We start from the raw sequence: 13,047 nt of genomic DNA on the forward strand, positions 1-13,047 counted from the left end.
TCTGTTCCCAGTATGCCCGTTTATGTCTGTTTCGGGCAACGAAAATGTGGGAAATTAGAGGCTGCGTAGGACGCTGACAATCTTGCCGAGGATTTTGGCGTGCTCCGCGGGGAGTGGGTCAAAGGCGCGATTATGGGGCATGAGCCACTTGCCAGCAGCGTCTTCGTGCCATTCCTTGACTGTTGCTTCATCTTCAAACAGGGCTGCAACGAAATCTCCCTGTTCGACCACGTCTTGGGAACGGACTACCACCCAGTCTCCGTCGAGAATGCCCGCGTCAACCATGGAATCACCCACGACCTTGAGTAGGTATAGCTGACCAGAGCCCGTAATCTCCATCGGAAGTGCCATGTGACTTTCCACATGCTGCTCCGCCAAAATAGGGTTGCCAGCCGCAATCTGTCCAACGATAGGAACGAAGATTGGCTCTGGCATGTCCTCTGGCATCTCGGGAGTTTGGGTGGTGCCAGTAGCCTTTGGCCCAGGCTTTACCGGAGTGAAAGTGCCAGCGGAGGACTTCGAATCCCTTACGTTTACCGCGCGGGGTTTGTGTGGGTCGCGGCGGAGAAAGCCCTTCTTCTCCAACTCCTTGAGTTGGTATGCCACCGACGAGGTGGAATTCAAGCCCACAGCATCCCCAATTTCTCGAATGCTCGGTGGGTATCCGCGAAGTACGACGGCATCCGAAATGACGTCAAGAATCCGACGCTGCCGATCGGTGAGTGTTTTAGGGTTCGCTTTCTTCTTTTGAGCCATGGAACATCCCTTCTCAAACTCTTTCGAATGAATCATAACTCAAAACTGTTCGAATCGTCGAGCATCGAACACTGTGCGCCCTTGAATTCTTTAGAAAACGTGTACATTATCCGTGCTCGGAGGCGGTGATGATGTCGAAAATCGAAAATAAATCCGGATAGCAGTAGACAATATTCGAACATGGTGTTATAAATCGAACATGACAAGTTACTCGAACAGTCGTTTGATGAAAGGGTCTAGACGGATTCTCCGCATCCGCCCTTGGACATAGTCTCCACAGCGTCGGGAAACGGTCGTACAACTCTTATTCTCTCCAGGCCGGCAACGGTGGGAGAGTCAACGTTGGAAAGGGAGAAAACATGATGTCTACGGTTTCAACCGCACTTGGTGTTAGCAGCACATCTGATATTGACTTTTCTCAAGTTTCCGAGCTCCCTGCTCGGACGACACGGAAAGCCCCGTTGGTGTGGGGTGAACGTAGTGCGTCTTGCACACAGCACATCGTTCGGCCCGGTCAGCGTGCACGTATTGCACAGCGCAATCGAAATGGGGCTTCATCGGCGCGAATGCGGAGGGACAGGTCGCGGCCCAGTCATGTCTCGGTCAACTACGGGCGTCCGTCTCTATCCGTTAGCAGGGCGCAGCAGTCCAATCGTAGTGATGTATCCGCAGGCACTAACCTGACTCGCCTGATGGCGGTATGGGCTCTAGGGCTTGGTGCTTTCTTCGGAGTTTTCGGCAGCATGGTCTTTGAACAGGGACAAAGTGAGGCGGTCGAAAGCACCTTTACGTCTACGTACGCTTCCTACTCCGCGCAATAATCATTCCAGTTTCCGGTGTTGGGGTGGGACGTAGACTGGAGACCGTGTATTGCCAGTTTTGTCATCATGATCAGACACGAGTCTTGGACTCACGGTTGATAGATAACGGTATGGGGATTCGTCGCCGAAGGGAATGCCTGAATTGCGGCAAACGTTTTTCTACGATTGAACGCTCGCAGCTGATGGTCGTTAAACGGGATGGAATCCCTGAGGAATTCAACCGCGAAAAGGTTATCCAGGGTGTTCGACGTGCGTGCCAGGGGCGCGAAGTATCAGAGTCTCAGCTGAAGAAACTTGCACAAAAAGTGGAGGAGAGCCTCCGCGAGAAAGGCACGCCCCGGGTGGACTCAAACGATATCGGCCTTGCCATCCTTGAGCCGCTCAAAGAACTGGACGAAGTTGGCTATCTCCGCTTCGCTTCGGTGTACAAGTCCTTTTCCTCCGCGGACGATTTCGCGCAAGAGATTGCCAGCATGCGCAAGGGGAAAGGACCGCAGGCTAATGGCAACGAGGTTAAAAAGAACTAACGCAGTTTATCCACACGTTTCTTTATTCGAGTCAGGGATACGCTCTGGGCGGTACCCAGCCGTTGTGCGAAAAGGCTGACGCGCAGCTCTTGAATGAGCCACTGAATATCCCGTACCTCCGCGGAATTCGAACGTGCCTTAGGCAGCTGCTGAAGCTTTGCCGCCAAGTATTCGCGGGCCTCAGTCACCTCATCTTCACGTTCGGCATCACGGTCCGGGTCACGGTTCATTTCCTCAAGCCGAATCTCCATCGCTTGGAGATAACGTGGCAAATGTCGTAGGTGCTGCCAACCGTGCCTTGCCACAGCGCCCTTAGGGAACATGAACTCCAGCTGGCGACGCATATCGTCAATAGCATCGCCTTCCCACTTGTTTAGCTGATTTACCACCGAGACATAACGAGGCATTGCCTGGGCAACGCCGACGACCAATTGGCGCACCTCTGAGGCGACTCCAGAACGAACGTGTTCGAGTAGTTTGTCGAATTCCTTCGGATCGCGGACCGGGCCGCCGGCAGCCATCATACGGTCGCGAATCACTGCGACACGGCAGTCCTCGACAAGCCCATCGGCGCCCCCATGTGGCCATGCGTCCACGCCAACACGTTGCTGGAGTGGAAGCCCCTTAGTCATTTGTGCACCATTTACTGGGCAATCCCGCAATAGCATTGTCAAGTTTGTGGTCGCCAACGTCGCCTCAGCCTGAGCCTTAGTTGGTTTGACCTCAATGGCCACGCCATCCTTGGTGGTCACCAGCGTCGGATACATCGTGACGGACTGACCGTCGACATTACTTTTGACCGTTAATGAGACGGCGCCCAAGTTCTCTGAAGTCCACTTTTTCACAGCTTCGCGTGCTGCAGACTTCGAACGTTTCGACACAGCAGTTGAGACCGTCGAGGCATGCTTGTCTCGAAGCGCAGCAAGATCTCGGCTCTGATCGACGATCTTTCCATGGCGGTCGACCACTGCGTAGTTAAAGCGCAAGTGTGCTGGCAGCTTCGAAGGGGCAAAGTCTGCACCATTGATGCCCGAGCCTCCGAGTCGTCGTAAAGCATCGGCAAAAACATCGACGAAGCGGCCTGAGTACGGAGTCATCGTCTCCAGCGCGCGGCGTGCGAAATCCGGGGCGGGGACAACGGACTTCCGCAGTGCCTTCGGCAGAGTGCGAATGTAGGCTTCCGCGAGCTCAGCGCGAAGACCTGGTACCTGCCAGTCGAAGCCATCTTCACGCAGACCTGCAAGAAGAGGCACGGGGACACGGAGAGTCACACCGTCATCAGGGGCGCCCGGTTCGAATTTATAGGACAGAGAGAAATCGACCGAGCCCTGCTGCCACATTTCGGGGAAGGCGTTGTCGTCGATGTCGCCGGCTTCGGGGTTGAGCAGCTTATTGGGATCAAAGTCCAGTAGATTTGGCTGCTTGGGCTTAGTTTTCTTCCACCAGCGGTCAAAATTGGTGGCCGTGGTGATAGAGGCGGGCAGCTTGGAGTCGTAGAACGCGTAGAGCACGTCGTCATCGACGACAATGCCGCGGGAACGCTGCTTTTCCTCGATCTTCTCGGCTTCGGCAAGTTTGTCTTGATTGTTCTTAAAGAACTCGTGATGTGTGTTCCATTCGCCGTCGACAAGCGCAGAGCGAATGAAGATCGAGCGGGCGGCGTCGGCATTGACTCGGTGATAAGGCATCAAACGGTCAACCACCACGGGCACGCCGTAGAGCGTCGACTTCTGGTAAGCCATCGCTGCACCGCGCTTAGTAGACCAGTGAGGCTTTGAGTACTGGTGCTTGAGCAGATGAGGGGCTACCTTCTCTAGCCACTGCGGCTGAATCGTGCCGACGTTGCGCGCAAAAGTGCGCGAGGTCTCGACGATTTCCGCAGCCATCACCCAGCGAGGCGGCTTCTTTGCCAACGCGGACGAGGGGTGAATGAGGAACTTAGTGTTGCGGGTGCCAGTAAATTCCTTGCCCTCGCCCTCGCGCGTACCAATCATCGATAACAGACCCGGTAACAGTGACTTTGCCACCTCGTCGGGATTGTCGACACCGTTGGTTGAGCTGCGGGCCGAAAGATGCCAGCCCAGCTCGGCCGTTGCCTGGTGGAGCTGACGCACCAAGTCCTGCCACTCGCGAACGCGCAGATAGTGGAGGTACTCGCGCTTGCACATCTTGCGGAATTGGTTACCGCTAAGCTCGCGACGCTTTTCCTCCAGGTACTCCCAGAGCTTCAGTAGGGAGTTGAAGTCGCTGGTGGTGTCCTTAAAACGGGCATGTAGCTGATCTGCCTGAGCTTGGAACTCCAGTGGACGTTCGCGAACATCCTGCAGAGACAAAGCGGCGACAATGACGGTTACCGCCCCAAGAGTGGTGTTCTCGTACCCTTCGACCAGCATGCGGGCAAGACGCGGGTCGACTGGGATACGGGCAATTTGTCGGCCGATGTCCGTCAGCTCGGGGGCATCAGACCCCGACGTGGTGGTAATAGCCTGAAGCTCTGTGAGCAGGTTAATGCCATCGCGGATTGCTTTGTGCTCTGGTGGCTGGACAAAGGGGAAGTCCTCAATCGCGCCAAGCCGCAGTGAAATCATTTGCAGTACAACCGAAGCGAGATTGGTGCGCAGAATCTCCGGATCCGTAAACTCGGGGCGCGAGAGAAAATCCTCTTCGCTGTAGAGACGAATCGCCACACCATCAGCTACACGGCCACAGCGTCCAGAGCGCTGATTCGCGGATGCCTGGCTGATGTCCTCAACTGGCAGGCGCTGCACCTTCGTGCGGGTGGAGTAGCGGGAAATGCGTGCGGTACCAGTATCGACGACATACTCGATACCAGGGACCGTCAGCGACGTTTCCGCAATGTTGGTCGCCAGCACAATGCGACGCCCGGAATGCGGAGTGAAGATCCGATGCTGCTCTGCATTAGATAGCCGACCGAATAGTGGAACGGCTTCTACACCTTTCCAGTGTTTGCCCTCGATGGCTTCGGCAGCTTCTCGGATCTCTCGCTCACCCGAAAAGAACACCAGGATATCGCCGTCGCCAAGCCGCATCAGCTCTTCACACGCAGCGATTACACCATCGATCTGCTCGATGGCGACTTCCTTTTCCTGCCCATTCTTCGCAACAACGGTCCGCACCAGCGGGCGATAGCGGATTTCCACCGGGTAGGTGCGCCCCGACACCTCGATGATGGGCGCAGGGTGCTCGTCGTCAGGCGCGAAATGACGAGCGAACCGTTCCGGATCAATCGTCGCGGAAGTGATAATGATTTTCAGATCTGGACGCTGCGGCAGAATATGCTTTAAATATCCCAGCAGGAAGTCGATGTTGAGGCTGCGCTCGTGCGCCTCATCGATGATGATGGTGTCGTACTCGCGTAGCAGTCGGTCGCGGCCAATTTCGGCCAGCAGGATACCGTCGGTCATCAGTTTGATGCAGGTATCCTTGCTCACGCGATCATCAAAACGCACTGCATAGCCGACGTGCTGTCCAATCTTTTCGCCCAGCTCATGAGCGATGCGCTCCGCGACGGAACGCGCCGCAATACGACGTGGCTGAGTGTGACCAATCTTGCCCCGCACGCCGCGTCCCAGTTCGAGGCATATCTTCGGGATCTGCGTAGTCTTACCAGAGCCAGTCTCACCAGCAATAATGACGACCTGGTTGTTTTCAATTGCCTCTGCAATGTCGTCGCGGCGCGCGGACACCGGCAACTGGGCAGGGTAGGTGATGCGAGGAATCGCTTTACGACGATCTTCTAACCGCTCCAGCGCAAAGTCGAGGTCTGCAGAGATTGCAGACAGCGCCTTCGGCGCGGATGCTCGCTTTAGCCGGCGTCGGAAGGACTGAGCCTCCCGAATCGGCAATTGATCAGCGAGCTGGTAGAGCTCCTTTTTACGCGTGTCCTTAGCAGGTTTGCCAGAGCGCTGTGGCCTGGCGGAATTGCGGTGGCCGGAGTGGTGGTTTCCCGACTGGGCACGTGGAGCTGGTTTATCAGAACGGCTAGGAGTACTCATGGTTGCCTACTAGATTAGCCGCGTCTGGGGAGACAACCCACATCTGTGCTGATTAAGAGGTGCTCGAGATAGTCCGATGGCAGCAGGGAGCGTCCTACTTTGCGGCTGCTAGCTCTTCGGCAACTTCCTTGCAGTCCTCGCGCCCACAGTGCTGTGTCTCGGTGTGCTCCCAGCAATCATCGCAAATAAGCACCTGACGACGGCAGGTATCTTCGTTGATGCAGTTCTGGAAGGTGTTTGTGGGCTTGCCGCAGTGGACGCAGTGCCCGAGCTGTACGTAGTCCTCGTCTTCGATGCCATCGCCAAACTCCATATGCATGCGCTTGTCGAAGACATATAGGGAGCCTTCCCATAGCCCCTTATTGCCAAACTTTTCGCCGTAGCGCACAATACCGCCGTCGATTTGGTAGACCTCTTCGAAACCGCGGTTCTTCATAAGTGCGGAGAGGATCTCGCAGCGGATGCCGCCGGTGCAGTAGGAGATAACCGGCTTGTCCTTCATCCAGTCGTACTTACCGGATTCCAGTTCGTCGATGAAGTCGTGCGTGGTCTTTACGTCCGGGACGACAGCGTTTTTAAACTTGCCAATCTCGGCTTCCATTGCGTTGCGGCCATCGAAGAAGATGACATCGTCGCCGCGTTCCTCGACCAGTTTATTGACCTCTTCCGGCTTCAAATGTGTGCCGCCGCCAATGACACCATCGACATCGACTTTCAGCTCACCCGGAGCACCGAAAGCGACGATTTCGTCGCGAACCCTGACGGAGAGTTTTGGAAAGTCATCAGCGCCGCCTTCGCTCCACTTGAACTGCATGGAGTGAAAAGCGGGGTACTGCTTGGTTTTCTTGATGTACTTCTTGCAGGCATCGAGATCACCGCCGACGGTGCCATTGATGCCGTGCTCGGACACCAGAATGCGGCCCTTGAGCCCTAACGACTCGCAAAGGTCGCGCTGCCATAGCATGATGGCACGCGGATCGGACAGTGGGGCGAACTGGTAGTACAGAAGAATCTTGCTGATGCTCACGGGGACTATTCTAGTCTGCTCTCTCAGTTATCCTATTTTCGGCGTGAGCTGCTGGTATGGCTTAGTGCTTCTGATAGAGAGCCTTCTTCTGGTACTTAGGCTCCGAAGTCACTAGCACACCGAGGTTGCGGAAAATTGTTTCGTCCACGCTGCCCAGAATGGTGGTGGTGTGGACATCGCAGTTTCGAAGGTTCTTCAGCTCGGCGAGGGCTGCGCGGGCATCGTCGCTGGTGGCCGCCGACACGGAAAGGGCGATAAGAACCTCGTCGGTATGTAAGCGGGGGTTGCGGCTGCCCAGGTGATGCGTCTTAAGCGTTTGAATTGGCTCAATGGCAGCTGGGGAGAGCAAGTGCAAGTCCGGGTCGATATTGGCGAGCTTCTTGAGAGCGTTGAGGAGCATTGCTGCTGAGCATCCGAGTAGTTCAGAAGTCTTGCCCGTGATGATTGTGCCGTCGTGCAATTCGATTGCGCTACCCGGTGCCCCGGTAGATTTCTCAACTTCAAGTGCTGGTGCGACGACTCGGCGGGCGGCTGTCGACACGTTGGCCTTGCTCATAATCATGGCAATGCGCTGTGAGACTTCGTCGTCTGCGCTGTTCTTGTGTTCGTCGACAAGAGCCTTGTAGTAACGGCGAACGATTTCCTGGTTGGATGCCTCTCGGCACACTTCGTCATCGTCGATACAGTAACCGGCCATATTGACGCCCATGTCGGTCGGTGACTTGTACGGCGACTCGCCCGCGAGCTTCTCCAACAGAGTGCGCAGCAGCGGGAAGACCTCGACATCACGGTTATAGCTGGTGACCTTGGTGTCATAGGCGGCCAAATGAAAAGGGTCGATGAGATTGATGTCATCGAGATCAGCTGTTGCCGCCTCGTAGGCCAGATTTACCGGGTGTTCGAGTGCCAGGTTCCAGATAGGGAAGGTCTCAAACTTTGCGTAACCGGAACGAATTCCGTGTTTGTGATCGTGATAAATCTGCGATAGACAGGTCGCCAGCTTTCCAGAGCCCGGGCCCGGCGCTGTAACAACGACCAAGTCCCGCGACGTTTGCGCCCATTCATTCAGCCCGAAGCCGGCTTCACTGACAATTTTCTCCGTGTTTGTCGGGTAGCCCTCGATATTGCGATGGCGGATTACGCTCAATCCGAGTCGCTGCAGGCGCTCAATGAAGTTCTTTGCCAGGGTGTTGTCGTCGGAAAGCTGCGTGACGACGACGCTGTCGACTAGAAACCCGCGTTCACGAAAGACATCGACGAGGCGCAGCACATCGTCTTCGTAAGTGATGTCGAGGTCAGCGCGGACCTTGTGGCGCTCCAAATCCTTGGCATTGATGCACACCATGATTTCCAGATCGTCTTTGAGGCGATCGAGCATAGCGATTTTATTGTCAGGCGTGAAGCCGGGGAGCACGCGCGAGGCATGCATGTCATCAAATAGCTTGCCGCCCATTTCGAGATAGAGCTTGCCGCCTTCACCTGCGATGTCTGCGCGCCGCTTCTTAATATGAGCGGATTGCATTTCGATGTACTTTTCGCGGTTAAAACCGACAGCCTGAGCCATGGTGCCCTTTCTGAAGTTGTGTCTGCGAGGAGCGCGCTAAAGCTTGCGAAATTCTACTGTGTCCATGGTAGTGATACTGCCTTGCGAATGTCGTATCGGTTACTGCTGTCGCGGGGGGAATTTTGGGAACTTTGGCTTATTAGGCCACGCGTAGGGGATTGTCTGATTAAAGTCCAACATATTGATATTCAAAAAGAAATATGAAGAGGATGTGACATGCTCGATCCCCAGATGGCATCATCGTCGAATTCGGCAGAACCAACCGCACGCGCCCCGTACCAAGTGGGCAGGCGAGGCTTCCTCGTCGGAGCAACTGCCGTGTCAGCTGCGAGTATGATGCCTGCCGTAAATGGTGCATCAAAGGCAAACGCCGCTCCTGCAAACGGGGCTTCTGCCGCCGCGGGGAATTCGACCACCACTTTGAATGTCGGTCGAGGAATGGCTGACATGACAGGCGAGCCACTCGGCGCTGGCATGAACGGGTATGCGGTCATGGACCAGACCACCTCGGGTCTGCGTCTTCGCCAGATGGCGCGTGCATTCATCTTCGGTGATGACAACGACAACCGTGTCGTCCACGTCACCGCAGATATGGGGCTCATGTTCCAGTCCATCCAGATGGAAGTTCTGCGGCGACTGCGAGCTCTCTTCGGAGACCTCTACCACGAGGGCAACGTGCTTATCTGCGCATCTCATACGCATGTCGCGCCGGGTGGTACATCGGGCCATCTTATGGTCGACCTGACTACTCTCGGTTTCCGTCCCGTCACTTTCGAAGCTGTGGTCGTCGGTGTGGTCAAGGCTATTGAACGTGCACACGCTGATTACCAGCCGTCGACTATCCACCTGACCAAGGGGATTGCCAAGGATGCGGGTGTTAACCGCTCCCTGGAGGCATTCAGGCGTAACCCCGAGGAAGAACAGCGTCTTTTCCCCGACGGAGTCAACCCGGAAAGCCATACACTGCACGTGAGTCGCGGTGGTCGCGAAGTCGGATTCATTAACTGGTATGGAATTCATCCGACCACCTTCGGCCCCGAGCACACCATCATCGACGGCGACAACAAGGGCTATGCAGCATGGAAGGTTGAGGTCGACCGCGGGGTTACCCACCGTGAGCCGGCCGATGCCCCCTTTGTCGCCGCATTTACCATGTCGTGCCCGGGTGACATCAGCCCGAACATGGGGCTCGTGCCAAATTCGGGTCCCGGCAACGGAGACGAAGCAGAGTCCGCCCGCATTCTCGGTCAGCGTCAGATTGACGCTACCCAGGGTCAGACCATTGCACTGCCAGGAGGCGGAATCTCTACCGTCCACAAGTGGGTCAACCTCGGCGATGTCGACATTGACGGCCAATTCACGCCCGACGGCCAGCCGCACCGCACTGGACCTGCAATCCTCGGTGCGGCCTTCGCAGCCAGTAGCCAGGAGGACGGCGGCGGCGAACCAGCCCTAGGTTTCAACGAGGGCCAGCGTGGAGGCACACCGTGGGTACGTCAGCTCAATAACGTCGTACTCCCGAAAAATATCGGGGAGATTCAGGGCGAGAAAGAATGCCTGCTGCCAGTGGGCTACATCGATGGTCTTCTCCAGCAGACCCACATGTTCTCCATCACCCGCATCGGTGGCTTCACCTTGATTACCAACGGCCTTGAACCCACCACGATGTCGGGTTACCGCATGCGTCAGCACGTCGCCGATGTCCTCGGCGTTCCAATCGACACTGTCATCTGCCAGGGCTACACCAACAGCTATGGACACTACGTCGTTACCCCAGAGGAATACGATCAGCAGGACTACGAGGGCGGCGCAACGGCTTTCGGCAAGTACACGCTCAGTGCGATGATCTCCATCTATCACGATCTCGCCCACGCGCTTGCCGACGGCATGGCTGTCGACCCGGGCAGTGCTGCAGGTGATCTCACTGGCATCATCCCGCCGTCGCCAGCAGGAGGAAAGACTATCGATTCCGTACCAATGGGCAAGAATTTTGGTGACGTGCTCGAATCGACTGCAAGCGTCACGGTAGGGCAGCAGGCCGTTGCCCAATTCGTCGCGGCAAATCCGAATAACGACTTGCGACTGGAAGACGGCTACCTACTCATCAAGAATGACCGCGGTGAGATCGTTTCTGACGACTGGGACCAGGCAACTGTCATTGAATTTGCCAAGGACGGTAATTACACCACCGCCAAGGTCACTTGGGAGACCGGAGGAGTCGCGCCGGGCAAGTATGACATCATCGTGCGTGGTAGCGCGTTGGGTGCCGGTGATTCGCTGAACGAGTTCGAGGGAGTCGCCGCGGTGGAGCTCGTGTAAGAACGTCCAATTAAATACGTCCATGCGCACAATGTGACTTATACTTCGGCCTTTAAAAACTCATCAAGGGCTTGTCTCACGTATAGTCCGTTGTGCGCGTTATTTGTATGTATCCGTCAATTTGGCAGGAGCAATTTGCTTCATGAATACCTCAAACGATCCATATAGCAACAACGATTCTTACGGTGACGGCAGCCGGGACAATGAGTCCAATAACTATGACTCCCAGAGTCACGGTTTTCCCAACAATGGTTCGCAGGACTACAACCCTTACGGGTTCGATTCGGACGCACAACATGGCCCGCGTGGACCAGAGGATTCGCCACAGTGGAATCAGACTTACGGCCGTGAACAGGCTTATGGCGAAATTCCTTCTTATGGAACTGGCGAGTCGCGCGATAGTTACGGCGGGCAACCCTATGGTGCGGACTCGAGCTACTGGCAGCACCAGTCCAGCGGGGCTTCTGCAGCCGGTGCACTTGCTCCCGGAGTCAACATGCCAGGTGGCGATGAGCCGCCGGTGAAGCCTGTGGCACAGGGGCCGACGAAGGTCGACATTGGAAGTGCCTTTTCCGCGGCGTTTCGTAGTCTAAACAGCAATTTTGCTTCCTGGCTTGGCATCATGCTGACGTTCTTCGCCGTACTAGTCGCACTGATTGTTGGCGCAGCGGCAATTCTCTTTGCGACTGGTGACTTCGATCCGGACTTTGAGCCGAACTATCCAGGCGATGTTCCGTTTGAGGATCTAGGGTCAATGTTCGCGACTCTCGGCGCGATGGCACTCCTATTTGCCGTGGGCATGTTCGCGATGCAGGCATTTATGCTGCGCGGTGCATTCGAAGCTGTCGACGGCCGAGTGCCGAGCTACGGTACTTTCTTCCGTGTAAACCGGTGGGGATCTCTTATCGGTGCCTACATTGTCACGTTCCTGGTGGGGCTGCTCGCCATGCTTCCGGGGATGGTGCTCTTCATCGCTGGAGTATCGCTGTCTGCCAACGGCAGTGAAGCTGCAGCTGCGATGATTCCCATCGGCTACCTGTTGGTACTTGTGCTGTCCATCTTCATCATGCCAATCACAGCGACTATGCCGCTTCTTGTTTTTGATGGTCGAGCAACAGCACTTGAGGCTCCGGTCGTCGCATGGCGCTTGGTGAAGCCTCAGTATTGGACGATGCTCGTTGCATTCATTCTGACGTCAATTGTTTCTTCCGCAGGTGCAATGCTCTTCTATATCGGTATGTTGTACACAGTCCCGCTTGCTCTCCTCGTGCAAGTACATATCTACCGTCAGCTCATCGGTGGCCGTCGAGTAGTTAATGAAGCCCAGGAGAATCCGGGTTATTACCCGCCACAGCAGTAGCCAAAAACGTACAAGAAAAAGCGCCCAAGGAACCGATAAAAATTGGTTCCTCGGGCGCTATTTCGTCAGCAGGTAATCCTGCGGGGGAGCGTTCGGCTATCAAAAGCCGAACCTAAGCTCTGAATATTTAGCGGGTAGCCTCAGCGAAGACAGCCTGTGCAACACCAGAGACGGTGCCTGCAATCTTCACAGCTTCCCAGACCTGCTCCTTGGTCAGACCAGCATCGCGGACGACCTTTGCGTGAGAAGTCACGCAAGCTTCACAGCCGTTGATGGCAGAAACTGCCAGAGACCACAGCTCGAAGTCTTCCTTCTCGACACCCGGATTGGAGATGATGTTCATGCGCAGGCCGAACTTGACCTGTGCGTAGTCATCACCGAGCATGTGGCGAGTGCGGTAAGCAACGTTGTTCATGCCCATAACGGTGGCCGCACCAAGTGCAGACTCGAAAGCCTCGTCAGACAGGTGCTCCTTGGCTTCCTCGGCGATCTCGGAGAAAACGGTCTCGTTGCGGGTGGCAGCAGCGGATGCAAGCAGGGTACCCCACAGCTGCTGCTCGGAAAGTTCCGTAGAACGGGTGAGAGTGCCAAGGTTCAGCTTCATGTCCTTGGCGTACTCCGGTAGACCGGAACGAAGGTTATCGATGCTCATATGAG

Annotated in this window: 8 protein-coding genes; 3 read left to right on the forward strand and 5 right to left on the reverse strand. The window is 55.9% G+C overall.

What is annotated here, in order from left to right:
• Positions 1-54: 54 nt before the first annotated feature.
• Positions 55-756 (reverse strand): transcriptional repressor LexA, encoded by a 702-nt coding sequence (gene lexA / locus HMPREF1206_RS06970; RefSeq protein ID WP_016422629.1) that lies wholly within the window; start codon positions 754-756, stop codon positions 55-57.
• A gap of 865 nt (positions 757-1,621) precedes the next feature.
• Here lexA and nrdR point away from each other — a divergent pair.
• Complete coding sequence (nrdR, locus tag HMPREF1206_RS06975) at positions 1,622-2,104, forward strand: transcriptional regulator NrdR (protein WP_042388651.1); 483 nt, start codon at positions 1,622-1,624, stop codon at positions 2,102-2,104.
• Here the strand turns inward: nrdR and hrpA are convergent.
• The 3 genes from hrpA to HMPREF1206_RS06990 all read right to left on the reverse strand — a co-directional run bounded on the left by hrpA (position 2,101) and on the right by HMPREF1206_RS06990 (position 8,711).
• Positions 2,101-6,120, reverse strand: a complete 4,020-nt coding sequence (gene hrpA, locus HMPREF1206_RS06980; protein ID WP_016422631.1) for an ATP-dependent RNA helicase HrpA — start codon at positions 6,118-6,120, stop codon at positions 2,101-2,103. The two genes, nrdR and hrpA, sit on opposite strands and share 4 nt — an antisense overlap.
• 94 nt (positions 6,121-6,214) lie before the next feature.
• The gene (locus tag HMPREF1206_RS06985; RefSeq protein ID WP_016422632.1) at positions 6,215-7,147 is read right to left on the reverse strand and encodes a rhodanese-related sulfurtransferase; all 933 of its coding nucleotides are present in this window, start codon (positions 7,145-7,147) and stop codon (positions 6,215-6,217) included.
• Between the two features lie 61 nt (positions 7,148-7,208).
• A complete protein-coding gene (locus HMPREF1206_RS06990) occupies positions 7,209-8,711 on the reverse strand; it encodes a DUF1846 domain-containing protein (protein ID WP_016422633.1) in 1,503 nt (500 codons plus the stop codon).
• A 216-nt stretch (positions 8,712-8,927) separates the two neighbouring features.
• On the opposite strand from HMPREF1206_RS06990, the gene HMPREF1206_RS06995 reads away from it, so the two are divergent.
• Together HMPREF1206_RS06995 and HMPREF1206_RS07000 are read left to right on the forward strand one after the other, a co-directional pair.
• A complete protein-coding gene (locus HMPREF1206_RS06995) occupies positions 8,928-11,030 on the forward strand; it encodes a neutral/alkaline non-lysosomal ceramidase N-terminal domain-containing protein (RefSeq protein WP_016422634.1) in 2,103 nt (700 codons plus the stop codon).
• A 142-nt stretch (positions 11,031-11,172) separates the two neighbouring features.
• The gene (locus tag HMPREF1206_RS07000) at positions 11,173-12,390 is read left to right on the forward strand and encodes a hypothetical protein (protein ID WP_016422635.1); all 1,218 of its coding nucleotides are present in this window, start codon (positions 11,173-11,175) and stop codon (positions 12,388-12,390) included.
• Between the two features lie 127 nt (positions 12,391-12,517).
• On the opposite strand, the gene HMPREF1206_RS07005 is transcribed toward HMPREF1206_RS07000, so the two are convergent.
• On the reverse strand, positions 12,518-13,042 hold the full coding sequence (locus tag HMPREF1206_RS07005) for a carboxymuconolactone decarboxylase family protein (protein ID WP_016422636.1): 525 nt from the start codon (positions 13,040-13,042) through the stop codon (positions 12,518-12,520).
• Positions 13,043-13,047 lie beyond the last annotated feature (5 nt).

This window comes from Corynebacterium sp. HFH0082, from assembly GCF_000411235.1.
In the GTDB taxonomy this organism is placed as follows: domain Bacteria; phylum Actinomycetota; class Actinomycetes; order Mycobacteriales; family Mycobacteriaceae; genus Corynebacterium; species Corynebacterium jeikeium_D.